This window comes from Methylobacterium hispanicum, from assembly GCF_022179285.1.
Taxonomy (GTDB): domain Bacteria; phylum Pseudomonadota; class Alphaproteobacteria; order Rhizobiales; family Beijerinckiaceae; genus Methylobacterium; species Methylobacterium hispanicum.
The window spans coordinates 34,846-52,745 of sequence record NZ_BPQO01000012.1 but is presented as its reverse complement, the minus strand read 5'-3'; the positions used below and the strand labels follow the sequence as shown (position 1 = coordinate 52,745).

The window sequence follows — 17,900 nt, the reverse complement described above, 5'->3', positions numbered from 1 at the left end:
CGCGCCCCCGGCGCTGTCGGGTCAATCCTGCAGCATGCGCTTCAGGAGCTCGACCTCGTCGCCCAGCACCGCGTCCTCGCCGATCTGCTTCTCGATCTTGCGCACGGCGTGCAGCACCGTGGTGTGGTCGCGGCCCCCGAAGCGGCGGCCGATCTCGGGCAGCGAGCGCAGCGTCAGTACCTTGGAGAGGTACATGGCGATCTGGCGCGGCTTGACCACGGCGGCGGTCCGGCGCTCCGAGAGGATGTCCGAGCGCGAGACGTTGTAGCGCGAGGCCACCAGCTTCTGGATGTCCTCGATCTTGATGCGCTTGGGCTCGCGGTTCTTCACGAGGTCGCGGATCGCGGTCTCGGCGGTCTCCATCGTCACGGCGGTGCCGGTGAGCGTGGCGTGGGCCAGCAGGCGGTTCACCGCACCCTCGAGGTCGCGGCCGTTCGCCGTGATGGCGCGGGCGACGTAGGCCGCCACCGTCGGCGAGACCTCGAAGGTCGGGTGCGCGGTCCGCACCGCCTGCAGGCGCGCGGTGAGGATCGAGACGCGCAGCGCCTCGTCGAGCGTGCCGATCTCGACCACGAGGCCGCCCGCGAGCCGCGAGCGCACGCGCTCGTCGAGCGCCTCCAGCTCGGTCGGCGGCCGGTCGGAGGCGACGACGACCTGGCGGCCGGCATCGATCAGCGCGTTGATGGTGTGGCCGAACTCGGCCTGGATCGACTTGCCCTGGATGAACTGCACGTCGTCGAGGATGAGCAGATCGATGCCGCGCAGGCGCTCCTTGTAGGCCAGCGCGTTCTGGGTCTTCAGGGCGTTGACGAAGCCGTACATGAAGCGGTCGGCGGTGAGGTAGATCACCCGGCGGCCGGACTCCCGCGCGGCGTGGCCGATGCCGTGCAGCAGGTGCGTCTTGCCGAGGCCCACGCCCGCGTGGAGGTAGAGCGGGTTGTAGAGCGCGCCCTCGCCCTCGTGCCGGGCCACGCGCTCGGCCGCCGCGTGGGCGAGCGCGTTCGAGCGCCCGACCACGAAGCTCGCGAAGGTGAGGCGGGCGTCGAGCGGGGTACCGTTGAGGTCGCCGCCCTCCGCGGGGCGCGCCTCGGGCACAGCGGCGACCGCCACGGGGGTCGGCTGGGGCGAGGCCTGCAGGCGGGCGAGCGGGCCGCTCGTCGGGCTCGGGCGCGACGCGCCGGGGGCGGTCACGGGCCGGGTGGGGGCGCCGGTGCCGCGCACGCCGACCTCGATGCGGGCGATCGCCTCGACCTCGGCTCGGAAGGTGGTGAGCACCCGGTCGAGATAGTGCGACTCGATCCAGCTCTTCAGAAAGCGGGTCGGCACGGTGAGGCGGGCGGTGCCGCCATCGACCGCCTCCAGCTCGAGCCGGGCGAACCAGCTCGCGTAGACGTCCTCGCCGAGTTCCGCCCGCAGGCGGCGCTTCACCCGGGCCCAGGCGGCCGAGATCTCGGAGTCGCCGGAGCCGTTCCGGCCGTTCCCGTCGTCGCCTGCAACGTTTCCGTCGACACGCATCAATCGCTCTCCTCGCCCCGAGGACGGAGGACCGCCGGCGGGACGTACGCAACACTACGCTTGGAGCCCCGCGAATACGGGCAGGGCGCAGATAACGGGGAGAGTCAAGGCCTCCGCCGCCGACATTCGTCGATGCTCGGACGCTATCAACAAAGACCTACCCGGGTTTTAACAGTGGGACTTGCGGGGACAGCGCCGCCAGGGCAGCCGGATATGTGCGCGCGGGCGGTTCGGTGACCGCTATCGTCTTGGTCTTCCACGGAAATCGACGGGCGGGATCTTCGCGGCGTGCGGGCCTGACGCCGCCGTGCAGATGCGGCGCCGGCGGCGGGCGCGGCGGATCAATCGACGGCAGGGTAAACGAAGGGTGTGCGGGGGGGGGCTATCGTGGCGCCGCCCGAGGGGCGTCGGGGCATGGCCGCTCACATGGTAGGCGTCCGAGCCGCCGCGCTCTCCCTCCCCCGCAGAGGAGGGAGGGCTACGGGCTGGACGGCGCGCACGAAAAAGCCCGGCGCGAGGGCCGGGCTCAATCTCGATCGCGATGGATCCGCTTGCGCCTCAGGCGGCGGCGGGGGCCGCCGAGAGGGCCTTCACGCGGGCCGCGAGGCGCGAGACCTTGCGGGAGGCGGTGTTCTTGTGAACGATGCCCTTCTGGGCAGCGCGCATGATCTCCGGCTGCGCGGTGCGCAGGACGTCGGCGGCGACGGTGGAATCGCCGGCGGCGATAGCCTCCTCGACCTTGCGGATGAAGGTCCGCATGCGGGACCGGCGGGAGCGGTTGATCGCCGTGCGCTTGGCGATCTTGCGGGTCATCTTCTTGGCCGACGTGGTGTTGGCCATGGGCATCCTCGTCTCGTCGGGCGATACCGACGGGCCGGTGGTACCGGGGGTCGGTCAACGCGTGCAGGTTGTACAGGCAATAAGCGAAGCCGCAGCGTGCGAACGCCCGCTCCGGCAGAGCGCGCTCTATAGACAGGCCCGGCCCGGGCGTCAACGCGGGGTGCCGGCGGCGCCGCGGGTTGATCCCGCCCGGCCGCGCCCGGATGATACTGGTCCATCAGCGGAAAACGCCGAGGCGGAGCCCCCCATGCACCACAGCGTCAGCGAGGCCGACGCCGCGCGCATCGCCCGCTTCCGGCCGGCCTCCGGCATGGAGACGCCGCGATTCGCCGGGTTGGCGAGCTTCATGCGGCTCCCCGTCCGGGCGCCCGATTCGGCGGAGGGGGTGGAGATCGGGCTTGTCGGCATCCCGTTCGACGGCGCGACAACCAACCGGCCCGGTGCCCGGCTCGGGCCACGGGGCGTGCGCGAGGCCTCCACCGGCACCCGCATGGTCAACCACGCCAGCGGCATCGCGCCCTACGCGCTCGCGGCCTGCGCCGACCTCGGCGACGTGCCGGTGAACCCGATCGACGCCGCCGCGACCTGCCGGCGCATCGAGGCGTTCTTCGCGGACCTGCGCGGGCAGGGCATCGTGCCCCTCGCGGTCGGCGGCGACCACCTCGTCACGTACCCGATCCTCCGGGCGCTCGGGCAGGGACGCCCGCTCGGGCTCGTCCACATCGACGCTCACAGCGATACCGACGACGTGCAGTACGACGGTACCCGGCTCACCCACGGCACGCCGTTTCGGCGAGCGGTGGAGGCGGGCGTGCTCGATCCGCGCCGCTGCGTGCAGATCGGCATCCGGGGCAGCATGGACGCGGCCGACGAGCGCGACTGGGCCTGCGGGCAAGGGATCCGCATCGTCACGATGGAGGAGGCGGTGGCCCGCGGCCTGCCGGAGATCGTCGCCGAGGCGCGGGCGATCGTGGGGGCGGGGCCAGCCTATCTCAGCTTCGACATCGACGCGCTGGACCCGGCCTACGCGCCCGGCACCGGCACGCCGGAGATCGGCGGCTTCACGGCGCGGGAGGCGCTCTACCTCGTGCGGGCGCTCCGCGGCCTCGACCTCGTCGGTGCGGATCTGGTGGAGGTGGCCCCGCCGCTCGATCCGTCCGGGGTGACGGCGCTGGCCGGCGGGCAGCTCGCCTTCGAGATTCTGTGCCTGCTCGCCGACGCCGTGGCGGCGCGACGGGCAGGGGCAGGGTAGGGCGCGCGATTTTCCCTCCCCCCTCCGCGGGGGAGGGGGTACGTCGCGATGTCAGGCGAAGACGTAGCCGCCGACGATGCGCAGGCCCACCGGGTGGCCGGCCGCGTAGCGCTCGCCGTCGAAATCCTCGACGAGCAGCGGGCGGCCTTCGCCGCGCTCGACCTCGATGCGTTGCCGCCCCTGGCTGCGGTGCGAGGCCCGCACGGTGCCGCGCAGATGCGCGGCGGAGGGTTCGGTCAGCTGGAACTGCCAGGGCCGCACGTAGAGCTTCACCGGGCCGATCAGGCCGGCGGGCGACACGACGCCCGGCACCGGGCGACCGTCGACCCGCACCTGCCCGCTCTCGGCGATCGCCTCGACCTCGACGGCGTCGCCCAGGAACCTCAGCACCGTGGCTGAGGCCGGGTTGTCCTGCACCTCGTCGGGCGTGCCGACCTGCTCGAGGCGGCCCCGGTCCAGCACGGCGACCCGGTCGGAGAGTTCCAGCGCCTCGTCCTGGTCGTGGGTCACGAAGATCGTGGTCTGCCCGGTGCGGTCGTGGATCTCGCGCAGCCAGCGGCGCAGGTCCTTGCGCACCTGCGCGTCGAGCGCCCCGAAGGGCTCGTCGAGGAGCAGGACCCGCGGCTCGACGGCGAGCGCGCGGGCCAAGGCCACGCGCTGGCGCTGGCCGCCCGAGAGCTGTGAGGGGTAGCGGTCGGCGAACCCCGAGAGCTTGATCAGGTCGAGCAGGTCGCCGACCCGGCGCTTGATCTCGGCCTTGTCGGGGCGGTCGGCGCGCTTCCTCGCATTCAACCCGTACGCGATGTTGTCGGCCACGCTCATGTGCTTGAACAGGGCGTAGTGCTGGAAGACGAAGCCCACCGCCCGCTTCTGCACGGGCAGGCCGGTGGCGTCGTCGCCGCCGAAGAGCACGCGGCCGCGGTCGGGGAAGTCCAGCCCGGCGATGATGCGCAACAGCGTCGTCTTGCCCGAGCCCGAGGGGCCGAGAAGGCCGAGCAGTTCGCCCGCCCGCACGTCGAGGTCGAAATCGTGCAGCACCGCGGCCGTGTCGAAGGTCTTCGACAGGCCCTCGACCCGGATCGCCGTCGAGGGGCGGCCGCTAATGACGCCCGCCGGCGGCGAGCTCGCCCGCGTAGCGCCACTCGAGGACGGATTTGATGAGGAGCGTGACAAGGGCGAGGCCGGCGAGGAGAGAGGCGACGGCGAAGGCCGCGACGAAGTTGTACTCATTGTAGAGGATCTCCACGTGGAGCGGGATCGTGTTGGTGAGGCCGCGGATGTGGCCCGACACGACCGAGACCGCGCCGAACTCGCCCATCGCCCGGGCATTGCAGAGGAGCACGCTGTACAGGAGGCCCCAGCGGATGTTGGGGAGCGTGACGGTGAGGAAGGCCCAGAGCCCGGAGGCGCCGAGCGTCAGCGCGGCCTCCTCCTCGGCGGTGCCCTGCTCCTGCATCAGGGGGATCAGCTCGCGCGCCACGAACGGGAAGGTGACGAAGATCGTCGCCAGCACGATGCCGGGCAGCGCGAACAGCACCTGGATCCCGTGCTGCACGAAGAAGGCGCCGAACACCCCCTGCGCGCTGAAGACCAGCACGTAGATCAGCCCCGAGACCACCGGCGAGACCGAGAAGGGCAGGTCGATCAGCGTGACGAGCAGGCTCTTGCCCGGGAACTCGAACTTGGCGATCGCCCAAGAGGCCGCGATGCCGAAGACGAGGTTGAACGGCACCGCGATGGCGGCGACGATCAGGGTGAGCCGCACAGCCGCGAGCGCGTCGGGCTCCCGGAAGGTGGCGAGGTAGGTCTCCCATCCCTTCGAGAGTGCCTGGACGAAGACCGTCGCCAGCGGCACCACGAGGAAGAGCGCCAGGAACACGATCGCGACGGCGATCAGGGTCCAGCGCACCGCGCGCCCCTCGGTGACGGCGCTGCGCGGCGTGTCGGGCTTGGCGGGCAGGGCCGCGAAGGTCGTGGCGGCGGTCTCAGACATAGCCGAACCTCCGGCGGCTCCAGGCTTGGATCAGGTTGATGGCAAGCAGCGTCAGGAACGAGATCCCGAGCATGATCGTGGCGATGGCCGCCGCCCCCGCGTAGTCGTATTCCGAGAGCTTGATCACGATGAGCAGCGGCGCGATCTCGGAGACGTAAGGAAGGTTGCCGGCGATGAAGATGATCGAGCCGTACTCGCCGACGCCCCGGGCGAAGGCGAGCGCGAAGCCGGTCAGCACCGCCGGGATGAGGGGCGGCAGCACCACCTTCCAGAGCGTCGCCCGGCGGCTGGCGCCGAGCGTGGCGGAGGCCTCCTCGACCTCCTTGTCGATCTCGGCGATCAACGGCTGCACGGTGCGCACCGCGAAGGGCAGGCCGATGAACACCATGGCGATGAAGATGCCGACCGGCGTGTAGGCCGCCTTGATGCCGATCCGCTCCAGCTGCGCCCCTATCACGCCGTTCGGCGCGTAGACCTGGGCGAGGGCGATGCCCGCGACAGCGGTCGGCAGCGCGAAGGGCAGGTCCACCACCGCGTCCACGATCCGGCGGCCGGGGAAGCGGTAGCGGGTCAGCACCCAGGCCACCAGGAAGCCGAACACCGAGGCCGTGAGGGCGGCGAGCAGCGAGACGCCGAAGCTGATCTTCAGCGCGCTCGCCACCCGCGGGTCGGCGGCGACCTCCAGGATGCCGGAGAGGCCGAGCCCGGAGGCGCGCACCACCAGCGCGCCGAGCGGGATCAGCACCACAAGCGAGAGGCACAGGATGGTGTAGCCGAAGGTGATCCCGAAGCCCGGGAGCACGCTCGGCCGGCGGAAGCGCCAGCGCGGTTTGGTCGATGCGGTCATGGGGCGGTCAGCGGCCGGCCTTGCTGAGCTGATCGAACAGGCCGCCGTTGTCGAAGTTCCGCTTCTGGATATCGTCCCAGCTGCCCTGGATGTCCTCGATCTTGAACAGCTTCACCTCGGGGAGGAAGGCGAGGTCCTTCGGGTCGGCGGCCTCGAGCTTGAGCGGCCGGTAGCGGTGCTTGGCGAAGATCGCCTGCGCCCGGTCGCCGTAGAGGAACTGCAGGTAGGCCTCGGCTTGGCGGCGGGTGCCCTTGGAATCGACGTTGGCATCGACGATCGCGACCGGCGGCTCGGCGTAGATCGAGGTCGGCGGCACCACGATGTCGAACTTGTCGGCGCCGAATTCCTGCAGCACCAGGAAGGCCTCGTTCTCCCAGGTCGGCAGCACGTCGCCCAAGCCCCGCTGGGCGAAGGTGACGGTCGAGCCGCGCGCGCCCGTGTCGAGCACCGGCACGTTCTTGTAGAGCTGGCCCACGAAGGCGTTGGCCTTCTCGGTGTCCTTGCCCTCGCGCTCGTAGGCGTAGCCCCAGGCGGCCAGGAAGTTCCAGCGCCCGCCCGCCGATGTCTTCGGGTTCGGGGTGATCACCTTGACGTCGGGCTTGGCGAGGTCCGACCAGTCCTTCACGGCCTTCGGGTTGCCCTTGCGGACGAGGAAGACCACCGTCGAGGTATAGGGCAGGCCCTCGTTCGGCAGCTTGCTGCGCCAGTTCGGATCGATCTTCTTCGAGATCCGGGCGATCGCGTCGATGTCGGAGGGGATGCCGAGCGTCACAACGTCGGCCGGCACGCCGTCGATCACCGTGCGGGCCTGCGAGCCCGAGCCGCCGTGCGAGGCACGGACCGTCAGGGTCTCGCCGGTCTTGGCCTTCCACTCCTCGGCGAAGGCCGCGTTCACGTCGCGGTAGAGTTCGCGCGTCGGGTCGTACGAGACGTTGAGAAGCTCGGACTGCGCCCGCGCGGCGCCGGACGGCACCAGGACGGCGAGCGCCAGCGCGCAGGCGAGGCGGCGCATCCGGCGGGCGGGCGCGGCGGGACGGTGGGCGCGCAGATCGGTCACGATGGCCTCCAGAGAGCCGGTGCGCGGAACGCGACCGGGGCTGAAGCCCATCAGGTGTTCGTTTTACAGAACGAAGTCAACCCGTCCGGCGGGCCGGGACGGGGAGGCGATCCTGCTGTCCACCATCGCCACCGCGGCGCGGGACGGTGCCCGCGTCCCTGTCTTGTGTCGGCCTCCGGAAGAACGTTCTTCCAGGCCCCCGCGAGGGAGACGAAACTTGCCTCCCTCGCGCGTCCTGTAGAAAGAACGTCGCCGTCCCGTGCCGGGCGCGCTACCGCGTGATCCTCTTCGGCGCGATCGGGTCGCTCGCCGGAAAGGTTTCCTCGATCGCCTCGTCGAGGAGGCGTTCCTGGCGCGCGCGGAGCTCTTCACCGCCGCGCCGCTCGCCCGAAGCCGACCGCGTCCCCCGGTCCGGGCCGGGCCGACCAGAGCCGACGCCGACCGGGCGGGTCTGCCGACCTGCGTTACCGCCCTCGGACCGGTCGCCGCCCGCCGACCGCCGCCGCGAGCCGGCGAGCCGCCATGCGAGCAGGGCGAGGCCGGCGACCGCGGCGACCGCGGCCCCCGTCGCCGCGCCGCCGCCAAGGGCGCCACCCAGGAGCGCGCCGTCGCCGCGCAAGGCCTGGATCTTGGCCCGGACGTAGGCGTGGCCTGCCCGCTCGGCCGCCTCCGCCGAGAGCAGGGCGCGGGCCGCGGGCACCAGCTCGTGCACGTGGCGGTGCAGGCACTGATCGACCGCGTAGGTCACGTCCTCGAAGCGGTTGAGCCACCCGGAGCCGCCGCGGCGCCGCGCGAGCGCCCGGAGGTCGCGCATGAAGGCGGCCTGCTCGTGCGCGAGTTCGTCCACCAGCCGCGCGGTGCGCGCCTCGCGTCGCAGCGGCGGGTAGAGTCCGGCCGCGAGCGCCGCACCGTGCCGGTCGAGCGCATCGATCAGGTCGCCGAGCAGCCGTTCGCGGCTGCGCACCACGCCCGGACCGTTCAGCGCGTTCGGCGTCTCGTGGATCAGCTGCGCGATGTTCGCGTGATCGTTCTCGATGCGCTGCCAGATGTCCATGCGGTCCTGTCCTCCGGGCGCCCGGATCCCGGTCCGGGGTCGCCGCTCCTGTCGTCCTGATCAGGCGCGCGGCACGGCCGTTTGTTCCGCGTCGCGCGCCGCGGCGGCGCTCAGCCGTGCTGGCGCCGCTTCAGGCTGCTCTCGTCGCCGGAGAGATCGGTCATCGGCTCGGCGAGCCCGCTGGTGTTGCCCGGGCGGCCGCCGGCTGTACGCTCGGCGGCGCCCAGCCTCTCGCCGGGCCCCTCGGCTCCCGGCGCGTCCAGGCGGTTGCCCGCGTGGTCCTGGTACTGCTCGGTCTGCACGTGCTTGCCGTCCAGGCCGCGCTCGTCGCCGTGGCGGCTCTTGTCGCGGTTGCTCAACACCATGTTCTCGGGGAGGATTCCCTCCGGCAGGTCGGTCATCGCGCCGGTGCCGGACTGCTTGCCCTGGGCGCCCGGGCCGATGCTGTTCTTGCTGGCGTTCGCCATGATCGTCCTCCGTTCTTCGTCGCGCCGCCGGACCGGCGACATCAGGCGAACGAAGATGGCCGCGCGGGCCGACAGAGCAAGCGGAGCCGCTGCGAATTTATCCGGCCGCCGTCCCGGAACATTCTGCCAGGATCCAGGATCGCGAGCGGCGGATTCGACAGGTCGTCGGCGTGGATAATCTTGGCTTGGTCTTGAGGGCCGGACGGATCTGGTCGTGCGGAAACGTTCGAGCCGCGATGAACCCGACTTCCGGCCCGGCGTTGGCTCATCGAACGATCCCGGCCCGCCGCCCGAGACTCGTCCCATCCGGGACCCGGCGCCCGGCGCGCCGTCCAGACCCGAGACAGCGGAGATCCGATGACTACGAAACCGCCCCCCGTTCCGCCCGCGAACCGCTCCGACAAAGGCCCCGGCAGCGCCGCCGCGGCGCCGACCGAAACCGGCCCGAAGGGAGCCGGCCAGACGCGCGACCCCGACAAGGTCGGGCAGGCCGGCAACACGAAGGTCAACACCACCAACCAGGGATATCAGCAGGACCGATGAGCACATCGAGCAAGACGCCTGCGGCCGACCGCCACCAGGGCGGTCCGGGCAGCAGCCACCAGGACGCGTCGAAGCCCCGCGCCGAGGAGCGCTCCGGGCCGACGCCCGGCTCTCCGACGAACGACACCCGCTCGCACGTCTCCGGGGGTGGGGGCGAGCGCGACCGGCACCACCGCCACAGCGGCCAGGGCCACGCGCCCGACCGCTCCGACCGGTCGCATTGAGCGGATGGCCGAGCGGGCGCGGCCGATCCCGTTCCCGCTCGGCGCCGGCCTTCTGTTCGGGCTGGGCCTCGGCGGGTTCTTCGACGGGATCGTGCTGCATCAGGTGCTGCAATGGCATCACATGCTGAGCAGCTGGTACCCCGCCGACACGATCGACAACATCCGCCTGAACACGCTGTGGGACGGCCTCTTCCACTCGGCCACCTACGTGTTCGTCGTGCTCGGCCTGTTCCTGTTCTGGCGCGCCGCCCGCCTGCCGCACGTGACGTGGTCGACCCCGCGCTTCGCCGGCGCCGTCCTCGTCGGCTGGGGCCTGTTCAACCTCGTCGAGGGGCTGATCGATCACCAGATCCTGGGCGTGCACCACGTCAACGAGCTGGCCCCCCGGGACCGCTGGCTCGTCTGGGATCTCGGCTTTCTCGCCTGGGGCCTCGCGATGGTCGCCGCGGGCACGTGGCTGACCGCCCGGCGCGGCCGCCCGGCGCCCGCCTGATGACGGACCCCGCGCCTCCTGGCGAACGCGCGGACCGGCCCCGGATGCCGGCGCTCGCGTGGCTTCTCCTGATCCTCGGTCTCGTGCTGGCGTCGGCGCCCGCCTGGCGCGCCCTCGTCTTCGGGACGGACCTGCCGCTCGATGCGCTGCTGCGCCTGCGCTGCTGACGCTTCCGGTCGCGACCCGGTTGACGCTGAGCGCACGAACACCCTAGACACGAACGGCTCGCCGCGCAGAGCGCGCCGACAGGGCCCGAGCCCCTGTGGAAGGGTGGCCGAGCGGTTTAAGGCAGCGGTCTTGAAAACCGCCGTGGGGGCAACTCCACCGTGGGTTCGAATCCCACCCCTTCCGCCAAGCGGACTTGTAGGTCGTTGTGTACATTGGGCGTTTTGATTTTTGGCCTCTTCGGCATTCTCTTTTCGCTCAGCCGCCCAACGGGTCATGGCTCCAGAGGAGGGGCGCGCCGATATCCACGCTGGTGGTAAGTGACCGCTCAAACTGGACAGCGGCGGCGACCGGTGGATCGCTCGCATCCCAGGTTTGCAGGCAGTTGTAGCACTCTACCCAGCCGAACTTGTACGCCAGTTCGGGGGGTCTCATGGCTGCCCCCTGGGTTCTCAGCGTGCCTCAGAGGGCCCCGCAGCGCGAGCAGCAGTTCGGCGTTCGTTTTCTTCAGAGCCTCAAGTTTGTGCGCCTCCATACAGTCCTTTCATGATGCGCCGCGTCCAGTTCCTTGCGATAGAAAGGATTGTAGCGCAGGGCCATTCGCCCGTGTAGGCAAATTTCTACCTTTATGCTGTATTTCACTGAATGATATGAGGTATATCAGTGCATTTTACGCCTTCGATCATTTAATTGATTGAATATCCGGATAGTAGGATGGAGACATCATCAGTGAAAACTGCTACTCGTCCGTTGAGCTTGACCGAGCCTGGAGCGTCATCCAGCGCGACGCGCGATCAAGTCGCTGTACAGGGCAATCAAATCAGACCCCTGGTCTGAGGCCGTCCGCATCGATTGAGCGTCCGGCGGACTGCGCGAGAAATGATGGGGCTCGGTGTTCAACCGGGAGAGCACCTCGCGCAGATCCTGCAGCGACTCGACATTGATCCGGAAGCCATCGACGCCTTGGCGAATGTCCTGGCCGATCGCGCCACGATCGCTGGCCACCACCCAAAGACCCGCGGCGCGGGCTTCGCGGGTGACGAGTCCGAAACTCTCCGGCCAAATGGAAGGCGCCACCAGCACATCGAGTTCGGCGTAGAGGTCGGCGATGCGGTCCTGTGGCAGGCGGCCAATGATCCGGACAGGGGTTGCTCCCCAGACCTCCGCACTCGTGTAGTCGGGAGGATAGCTGTGATCGACAAGGGTCAGGTCGAGATTCTCATAAGCACCCGTGCGCAGGGCTACCTCCAGCAACGAGGCGCCTTTGTGCGCTGTACGGCCTCCAACATGGCCCAGGCGCACGCACCCGTCGCGTCCGAAGACGCGCGACCGGGGCGTAAAGGATGACACGCCGTTCGGCACGGCGAGCGTCTGTGGGTGGCCTGCACGGCGGTACACCTCGGCGAAGGCATCCGACACGGCAAGGAGGGCGGTCGCCCCATCCAGCAAACGACCGAGCCGCCGCCGCCGCGCGATCGAGTTGATGGGGCTGAGCTTGCGATCCGTTGCGTCGGCAAGCGCGTCGTCGGACGGCATCTGAAGGATGCCGTCGGCATCGGTCAGGAACTGGAAGTCGGAGATCCACCAAGCGTCATGCAGGGTGATCAGGTAGGGCACGCCGCGCGCCCGCACGGCTTCCACGACGGACCCCGTCAGGCGCTGCACGCAGTGGAAATGCACGAAGTCGGGTTCGAAGCGGTCGATCAGCGCCTCGAAGGGTCCCTCCATTTCGGGATCGAATGGGCGCCAGTCCATGTGCATTTCGGCCGGGACCGCGATCCGATAGACAGGCAGCCCGCGGTAGTTGTCGATCCGTGTCCGATAGGCCGGCTCCGCATCGAGGTCGGTCGCAGCGATCGCGATCTCGAATCTGTCGGCTCCGACCGCGATGAGGTGATCGACGTTGTCGCGCAGCACGCGCGTCGCACCGCCGATCGTCTGCGGTGGGAAGTACACGTGCACGAAGAGGAGGCGCGGTCGGCCCGCCTTCCGGGTGCGCTGGACCGGAGCGCTGCTGCGACCCACCGGGGCCTTGGGCGGGAGCGGCGGTAGAGCCTGAGCGAGGACCGCGCTCGCGGCGTTCAAGGTGTAGGCATTCCGCGCCTTGGCATGGGCGCCGAGGCCGATCCGTCGGCGCAAGCGCGCGTCCGAGATCAGGCGCCCAAGCGCCGTCGCCCACTCGTCCGGGGTCGTGGCAAAGAGGACATCCTCGCCGTCGACGAGCATCTCGCGGTAGGTGCGCGTCGGCGTCACGACCGACGGCAGGCCGCACATGGCCGCCTCAAGCCATTTGATCTCGCTCTTGGCATCCGTCATCGGATTGATCGCGAGCACCGCGATGTTGATGTCGGCGCTCGAGAGCACCTCCCAGTAGGCCCTCACATTCGGATCGAAGCCGAGCTGGTGGATCCGGTGAGCATAGGTCCGGAAGCGCTCATCGAGCTTGAGGTAGCCGGCGACGACCAGCCGGACGCCTGCATGTTTCTCGAAGATCTCGATCAGAGCCGAGGCGACGAGATCATTGAAATCCCGGTTGTGCGCTTTCGTCCCAGACCCGTAGAACAGCGTGACCGTATCGGTGGCGGCCGGCATTGGACCGCGCGCGATGAACGGCTCGTTGCGGCTGTCGAGCCCGTTGCGCAGGACGTAACAGACGCCCGATCGCACGAGCGGCTGCATGGCTTCCGCCAGGGCAGGCGTCGAGGCGAGGCCGGTCTCGCACAGGTGCATCGCGTAGCGGAATAGCGGCACGCCGTACTGCAGCCCGGCGTACTCGGCGGGGGTGATCTGACCCTCGAAGCTGTCGAACGGATCCGGGTAGAAGGCGGGCTCGAACAGCAGGTCATCGATCTCGTAGAGGGTCGGGACGCCGAGTGCGCGTGCGTACAGGATGGCGTGAACGACCTCGGGGAGGGCTGCCACGCGATAGAAGATCACGGCCGATGCCGCATCGATCGCCGGACGGCACCGGCCTGCCTCGCCCTGGCGGAACACCTCAACGTGCCAGCCGAGGTGCTCCAGCTGCTCGATCTTCTGGACCACGCGGTAATGATCGCATTGCGGAAGGTCCCGGTTGGCGACGAGGACGATGCGGGCGGACGAGGCGGGCGGCAGGGGGGCGGGCAGCGGATCGACGACCGGCAACAGCGCGGCGATCTCATCCAGACACGCCGTCAGCGCTGAATCTGCCTCGATACGCCGATGTGCCGCATAGAGCGTGTGCGCCCGCGCGCTCGCCGCCTCGAAGGCACGCGCAATCACCCGATGACCTGCGGCGCGCCAGTGCGGCGAACCGCACCAGTGCGGCGCGGAGCGTCGCAGGCGATCGAACGCGGCCTCCAGCCCGTCGCGCTCGGCCGCGAGCCCTTCTGCCGCGTGAATGTGGCTCCAGACGATGGCATCCGGCGCTTCGGCGGCCACCAGATAGTCCGCGGTTGCCTCGCGCGCGCGCCCCAAGGCCCGCAACGCGTCGCCGCGGCGATGATGGAAGCGCCCGATCCCCGGCTTGGCCGCGATCGCTCGGTTCAGCGCGTCGTGGGCAATGACGTTGTCGCCCCGCAGGATGTGGTACTCGCCGATCTGCTCCAGAAGGCGTGCGGAGCACTGGCGACGGACGCTCTCAAGGGCGGGAAGCTGAAACGTCTTCGTGACGAACTGCGCGAGCGCGGCGAAGCGCCCGGATCCGGGCTTCTCAACGGTTCGTGGCAGCTTGGCCCGGTAGGCTGCTTCGTCGAAGCAATCCGGGAAAGCCTCCTCCCGCAGGAGCGCGAGAAGCGCCTCACCCTCGCAGCCGGGTAGTCCCTCGGCAATACCGAGTCCGAGCCACTGTCGATACAGGTCTGTATCGCTCGCGGTCGCACGCGCGCCGACATGGCCGCGATAGAACGCGGGGTCGAAGCGCCTGCCGAGGGCAATCGGCGCGAGGCGCTCGATACCCTGCTCGAGAAACACGCACAGGCCATCGATTCGGGAGACCGGCTGCCGCGCCAGCCACGACGCGTTGAGGATGTTGAATTCGTGGAGGACGAAGCATTCGAGCCAAGCCCCCGGCAGCACGCCCGCGATCGACAGGCGTTCGGCGAACGTGTCGGTTGCAGGTGTCCCTTCAGAACAGCCAAGATCCTGGGCCTGGGCGGCGCGCATGCGCTCGAACGACCGCTCGTACGGCGCCAGGTCCAGCGACCGATAGGTGCGGCCCTCCGCACGGCCGAATTGCAGGTAATGGGCCTTGAGTTGCCAGGGGAGAGAAAACTCGACCAGATCGGCATGATTGAGCCGGTACTGGACCGGAACGAAATCGTCCGGCAGCGGGCCGTGACGTCGTTCCAGCGCGGCGATCAGGGCGTCCGCGTTCGGAAAGCGGGACTCCACGCACCCATGACGCTGGAAATGAAGGGCCAGGGCCTCGTCGCTCGTCAGTCGGTGCAGGTCGGGGTAGCATCGCCGGTAGAAGACCGGATCGAAGCCGTCGATGCGGGCTTTGCTCCTGCCGAGACGACGCAGGTTGGCGAGGGCACGGGTCGGAAACAAACTGACCAAAACGCCGCCGAGCTACGAGAAATCGGACACCCTGACCCGATCACTATGGCAGCAGTGGATCGGCACCGTCGAGGGGACGAGTGCACACTTTGGGGCTATCAGCAGGCCGCCCGCCTCGAACGCGACCGACTTCGCGGAGCTTCGTGGGCCGAGCCCATGGCTCCCCCAGCCGATCCCAAATAGGATGATCGGAGATCGGCGGCGCGCGTGTCGCCCTCACGCGCAGCACAGACGGGCGAGCAGGGATCATGGCGTTCGTGGAGGTTAGCTTCGCCGGTCGCGTGTTTCAGCTCGAGAATCGGAACGACATGGACCTCGTGGCCCGGCAGATCGCCGGCGGTTCCTACGAGCCGCCCCTGCCGATGCTGATGATGGCGGCCCTGGTTCGTGCCGAGGGGATTTTCGTCGACGTCGGAGCCAATACGGGCGTCTACACAGTCATGGCCGGGGCGATCGCTCCCGATCGGTCCATCATCGCCTTCGAACCGTTGCCGCCCGTCGTCGAGATTCTGAAGCGCAACATCCTGGCCAACGGATTGGCGGAGCGCGTGCGTCTGATCGAGGTCGCGCTCAGCGAGAGGGCCGGAACGGCGACGCTCCACCTGCCCGACCCGGGTCACGGCCTCGTCGAAACGAGCGCGTCGCTGGAGCCCGATTTCCAGCCGGCCCATTCGGTCTGCGCGGTGCGGGTCGAACGGCTGGACGACATCGGGATCACCGATCAGATCGGGGTGATCAAGGTCGACATCGAGGGGCACGAGCACGCGTTCCTGCGGGGCGCGCGCGACACGATCCTGCGAGACCGACCTATCATCTTCGCGGAGGTGGTCGGTCCGGCCAAGCGCGCCGCCATCGGTGCGTTCCTGCACAGCGTCGATTACATGGATTTCCGCCTGCGGCCCGATATGGCGATCCACGACGGGGCGGTGATGTTCGACAATGCCGCCTGGAATCATGCCCTTGTACCCAGGGAGCGCCTGCCGGACTTCAAAGCAGCGTGCGATTCCTGCAATCTGACTCTGCTTCGCCGGTTTCAGCTGACTTGATCGGCATCATGAAGCATGGACGATGCTTCCCGACCTATTCCAAGCGGACAGCTTGCCGAAACCAAATGCAGTGCAGCACCTGAGGCTCGTTTTTCGCGCAGCTGCTTGCTCATGCAGAATGATGCGCTCGTTCTATCATTATAGAAGAACGACTCGTGCGGACTTGTTCTGACGGCTGGGAGTGCGCGCCGCTGCACCCCGGTGGACGATTGCGTGGGGGGAATCGGTTCGGGCCGCTGGCTCGGCTCCGTGGGACCGGCCGCTCGGCCTAGCGCTTGTGGCCTCGGCCATACGCATCCAGACACCGACGTGCTAGACGCTTTGGCGTATCAGCTCGGTTCCCGGCATCCTTTCGCCACCGTCATCGTCGGGGGAACCGCCAGGTCCATCCCAGACCGCACATCATCAAGCCACCAGGATCCCCATGGCCGGCCTCAAGGACAAGCGTGGCTTCATCGATAAGGACCGGCTTGACCTGTCGGAGCGCAAGGCTGTCGAGTTCTGGATGAAGCGATGGGGCGTCACGCAGGACCAGCTTACGGCAGCGCATCGGAAGGTCGGCCGGATGACGAAGGATATCGCCGCCGAGTTGGGTAAGAAGCGTTAGGCGCGTGCTCGCTGCGGCGGCACACCAGGTTGGCGGACCCGGGCGATGGTGAAGACGCCGTGGACGTCGGCCGGACCACGTTGCTGAACGCAAGGCGGGTCATCGCCCGCAAAGACTCCCCACGATCCGATCTCGGCATCGCGGGCGCGTGGCGGCCTGATGGATGGGTCCAGGGACGGAAGGGGCTGCGCGAATGCCGATCAGCAGGAAGGACCTCGCGGACGCGCGCTCACCGGAGGCGCTCGTCAAACGCATCTTCGAGGCCGAGCCGAACCTCTCAGTGCCCGTGCCGATCCAGGACTTGTGCGCGCGCCTCGGCATCATCGAGATCGAGGATCTCGACACCCCCGGGTTCGAGGGTGGCCTCGTGACCGATGCGAAGCGGTCAGACGGCACCATCCTCGTCAAGCGCGGAGGCGAACCGCGTCGCCGCTTCACCATCGCTCACGAACTCGGCCATTTCCTGATGGCGCACCACGTCCCAGATCAACCCGGCCGGTTCCTGTGCACGAGTGCGGACATGCTGCGCACCACGGCCAGAGCGGGCGACGGGCGGCAGCAAAGGGAGGTCGAGGCCAACCGCTTCGCCACCCTGCTTCTGATGCCCCCGCACCGGCTGCGGGGGGCGATGGCGGCCTTTCGCGAGCCCGACCTGCAGCACGTTCTCGCGCTCGCGCGCGACTTCGCGGTCGGCAAGGAGACGGCGGCTCGGGTCTACGTACAGTACCATCCCGCCCGGATCGCGATCGTCGTGACGGGCAGAGGCCGGGTGCAGCGGTGCTACCGCAGCCTCTCCTTCCCGGAGATCATCCGCGCGGTCGGCGACCCCGTCTCGACCGGCTCGCTCTATCACGGCAGCCCGCATCGGCCGAACAGCGCGAGCGACATCGCCGCGTCCTCTCCCGATCTCTGGATCGATGTGAAGCGCGACCTCCGCGCGCCGGCCCTCTACGAGCAGGTGTATCTTCAGCCGAACGGCTTCGCGATGATCCTGCTGCGTCTGGACCCCGTCCCGGAGGAGAGCGCGGAGGAGCGCAGGCTGGAGGAGGGCTGGCGTCACCGCTTCCACTCGGGGCGACGGTAGGCGGCACTCGGTCACGGTCGGATCCGGCAGCGCGCCGGTTTCAACTCGCTTCGCTTGGCATGACCCGCATCTCTGGCTTGTGGAGATCGATGGGGCGGAGGCTGTCGCCCGGGTCGAGGCGCGCAATGCCGAGACCATGGCCCGCTCCGCCGACGCGGCCTTCGCCCGGAATCG

At 69.2% G+C, this 17,900-nt stretch carries 17 protein-coding genes and 1 tRNA gene; 9 read left to right on the top strand and 9 right to left on the bottom strand.

Annotated elements, in window-relative coordinates; genetic code table 11:
- Positions 1-21: 21 nt before the first annotated feature.
- The gene (gene dnaA / locus MFF56_RS15015; RefSeq protein ID WP_238230293.1) at positions 22-1,515 is read right to left on the bottom strand and encodes a chromosomal replication initiator protein DnaA; all 1,494 of its coding nucleotides are present in this window, start codon (positions 1,513-1,515) and stop codon (positions 22-24) included.
- Between the two features lie 558 nt (positions 1,516-2,073).
- The gene (rpsT, locus tag MFF56_RS15010) at positions 2,074-2,355 is read right to left on the bottom strand and encodes a 30S ribosomal protein S20 (RefSeq protein WP_066918916.1); all 282 of its coding nucleotides are present in this window, start codon (positions 2,353-2,355) and stop codon (positions 2,074-2,076) included.
- Positions 2,356-2,602: 247 nt separating this feature from the next.
- Here rpsT and speB point away from each other — a divergent pair, with 247 nt between their 5' ends.
- Positions 2,603-3,607, top strand: a complete 1,005-nt coding sequence (gene speB / locus MFF56_RS15005) for an agmatinase (RefSeq protein WP_066918914.1) — start codon at positions 2,603-2,605, stop codon at positions 3,605-3,607.
- Positions 3,608-3,658: 51 nt separating this feature from the next.
- Here the strand turns inward: speB and MFF56_RS15000 are convergent, their stop codons facing one another.
- From MFF56_RS15000 to MFF56_RS14975, 6 genes are all read right to left on the bottom strand, one after another.
- Complete coding sequence (locus tag MFF56_RS15000) at positions 3,659-4,687, bottom strand: sulfate/molybdate ABC transporter ATP-binding protein (protein ID WP_280949055.1); 1,029 nt, start codon at positions 4,685-4,687, stop codon at positions 3,659-3,661.
- Positions 4,688-4,706: 19 nt separating this feature from the next.
- Positions 4,707-5,600: a sulfate ABC transporter permease subunit CysW gene (cysW, locus tag MFF56_RS14995; protein WP_066918910.1), complete on the bottom strand. Its 894-nt coding sequence runs from the start codon at positions 5,598-5,600 to the stop codon at positions 4,707-4,709.
- Entirely contained in the window at positions 5,593-6,447 is an 855-nt protein-coding gene (gene cysT / locus MFF56_RS14990; protein WP_066918908.1) for a sulfate ABC transporter permease subunit CysT, read from the bottom strand. Before cysT ends, cysW begins: the two co-directional genes overlap by 8 nt.
- Before the next feature lie 7 nt (positions 6,448-6,454).
- On the bottom strand, positions 6,455-7,459 hold the full coding sequence (locus MFF56_RS14985; RefSeq protein WP_066918920.1) for a sulfate ABC transporter substrate-binding protein: 1,005 nt from the start codon (positions 7,457-7,459) through the stop codon (positions 6,455-6,457).
- Between the two features lie 316 nt (positions 7,460-7,775).
- The gene (locus MFF56_RS14980) at positions 7,776-8,558 is read right to left on the bottom strand and encodes a hemerythrin domain-containing protein (RefSeq protein WP_082772849.1); all 783 of its coding nucleotides are present in this window, start codon (positions 8,556-8,558) and stop codon (positions 7,776-7,778) included.
- A gap of 110 nt (positions 8,559-8,668) precedes the next feature.
- A complete protein-coding gene (locus MFF56_RS14975; RefSeq protein ID WP_066918906.1) occupies positions 8,669-9,025 on the bottom strand; it encodes a hypothetical protein in 357 nt (118 codons plus the stop codon).
- A 357-nt stretch (positions 9,026-9,382) separates the two neighbouring features.
- Between MFF56_RS14975 and MFF56_RS14970 the strand changes: the two genes are divergently transcribed.
- From MFF56_RS14970 to MFF56_RS14955, 5 genes are all read left to right on the top strand, one after another.
- Positions 9,383-9,568, top strand: coding sequence for a hypothetical protein (locus tag MFF56_RS14970; protein ID WP_066918904.1), 186 nt, complete (start codon positions 9,383-9,385; stop codon positions 9,566-9,568).
- Positions 9,565-9,792 (top strand): hypothetical protein, encoded by a 228-nt coding sequence (locus tag MFF56_RS14965; RefSeq protein WP_066918902.1) that lies wholly within the window; start codon positions 9,565-9,567, stop codon positions 9,790-9,792. The genes MFF56_RS14970 and MFF56_RS14965 overlap by 4 nt, the downstream gene beginning before the upstream one ends.
- Before the next feature lie 4 nt (positions 9,793-9,796).
- Positions 9,797-10,285 carry a DUF2243 domain-containing protein gene (locus MFF56_RS14960; RefSeq protein WP_066918900.1) on the top strand — a complete coding sequence of 163 codons (489 nt, stop codon included), beginning with the start codon at positions 9,797-9,799 and terminating at the stop codon, positions 10,283-10,285.
- Positions 10,286-10,329: 44 nt separating this feature from the next.
- A complete protein-coding gene (locus tag MFF56_RS32120) occupies positions 10,330-10,452 on the top strand; it encodes a hypothetical protein (protein WP_280949053.1) in 123 nt (40 codons plus the stop codon).
- A 97-nt stretch (positions 10,453-10,549) separates the two neighbouring features.
- Positions 10,550-10,639 (top strand) — tRNA-Ser (locus tag MFF56_RS14955).
- Positions 10,640-11,224: 585 nt separating this feature from the next.
- Here the strand turns inward: MFF56_RS14955 and MFF56_RS14950 are convergent.
- Complete coding sequence (locus tag MFF56_RS14950) at positions 11,225-14,989, bottom strand: glycosyltransferase (protein WP_066918895.1); 3,765 nt, start codon at positions 14,987-14,989, stop codon at positions 11,225-11,227.
- 248 nt (positions 14,990-15,237) lie between these two features.
- On the opposite strand from MFF56_RS14950, the gene MFF56_RS14945 reads away from it, so the two are divergent.
- The 3 genes from MFF56_RS14945 to MFF56_RS14935 all read left to right on the top strand — a co-directional run bounded on the left by MFF56_RS14945 (position 15,238) and on the right by MFF56_RS14935 (position 17,726).
- Positions 15,238-16,035, top strand: a complete 798-nt coding sequence (locus MFF56_RS14945) for an FkbM family methyltransferase (RefSeq protein WP_066918893.1) — start codon at positions 15,238-15,240, stop codon at positions 16,033-16,035.
- A 424-nt stretch (positions 16,036-16,459) separates the two neighbouring features.
- Entirely contained in the window at positions 16,460-16,642 is a 183-nt protein-coding gene (locus MFF56_RS14940; RefSeq protein ID WP_003600567.1) for a DUF3606 domain-containing protein, read from the top strand.
- A 193-nt stretch (positions 16,643-16,835) separates the two neighbouring features.
- A complete protein-coding gene (locus MFF56_RS14935) occupies positions 16,836-17,726 on the top strand; it encodes an ImmA/IrrE family metallo-endopeptidase (RefSeq protein ID WP_066918891.1) in 891 nt (296 codons plus the stop codon).
- Positions 17,727-17,900 lie beyond the last annotated feature (174 nt).

Excerpts from the sequence above, each read along its gene's own strand:
- dnaA (WP_238230293.1), bottom strand. The coding sequence starts at position 1,515 with ATGCGTGTCGACGGAAACGTTGCAGGCGACGACGGGAACGGCCGGAAC.
- rpsT (WP_066918916.1), bottom strand. The coding sequence starts at position 2,355 with ATGGCCAACACCACGTCGGCCAAGAAGATGACCCGCAAGATCGCCAAG.
- speB (WP_066918914.1), top strand. The coding sequence starts at position 2,603 with ATGCACCACAGCGTCAGCGAGGCCGACGCCGCGCGCATCGCCCGCTTC.
- cysW (WP_066918910.1), bottom strand. The coding sequence starts at position 5,600 with ATGTCTGAGACCGCCGCCACGACCTTCGCGGCCCTGCCCGCCAAGCCC.
- cysT (WP_066918908.1), bottom strand. The coding sequence starts at position 6,447 with ATGACCGCATCGACCAAACCGCGCTGGCGCTTCCGCCGGCCGAGCGTG.
- MFF56_RS14985 (WP_066918920.1), bottom strand. The coding sequence starts at position 7,459 with ATGCGCCGCCTCGCCTGCGCGCTGGCGCTCGCCGTCCTGGTGCCGTCC.
- MFF56_RS14980 (WP_082772849.1), bottom strand. The coding sequence starts at position 8,558 with ATGGACATCTGGCAGCGCATCGAGAACGATCACGCGAACATCGCGCAG.
- MFF56_RS14975 (WP_066918906.1), bottom strand. The coding sequence starts at position 9,025 with ATGGCGAACGCCAGCAAGAACAGCATCGGCCCGGGCGCCCAGGGCAAG.
- MFF56_RS14970 (WP_066918904.1), top strand. The coding sequence starts at position 9,383 with ATGACTACGAAACCGCCCCCCGTTCCGCCCGCGAACCGCTCCGACAAA.
- MFF56_RS14965 (WP_066918902.1), top strand. The coding sequence starts at position 9,565 with ATGAGCACATCGAGCAAGACGCCTGCGGCCGACCGCCACCAGGGCGGT.
- MFF56_RS14960 (WP_066918900.1), top strand. The coding sequence starts at position 9,797 with ATGGCCGAGCGGGCGCGGCCGATCCCGTTCCCGCTCGGCGCCGGCCTT.
- MFF56_RS32120 (WP_280949053.1), top strand. The coding sequence starts at position 10,330 with ATGCCGGCGCTCGCGTGGCTTCTCCTGATCCTCGGTCTCGTGCTGGCG.
- MFF56_RS14945 (WP_066918893.1), top strand. The coding sequence starts at position 15,238 with ATGGCGTTCGTGGAGGTTAGCTTCGCCGGTCGCGTGTTTCAGCTCGAG.
- MFF56_RS14940 (WP_003600567.1), top strand. The coding sequence starts at position 16,460 with ATGGCCGGCCTCAAGGACAAGCGTGGCTTCATCGATAAGGACCGGCTT.
- MFF56_RS14935 (WP_066918891.1), top strand. The coding sequence starts at position 16,836 with ATGCCGATCAGCAGGAAGGACCTCGCGGACGCGCGCTCACCGGAGGCG.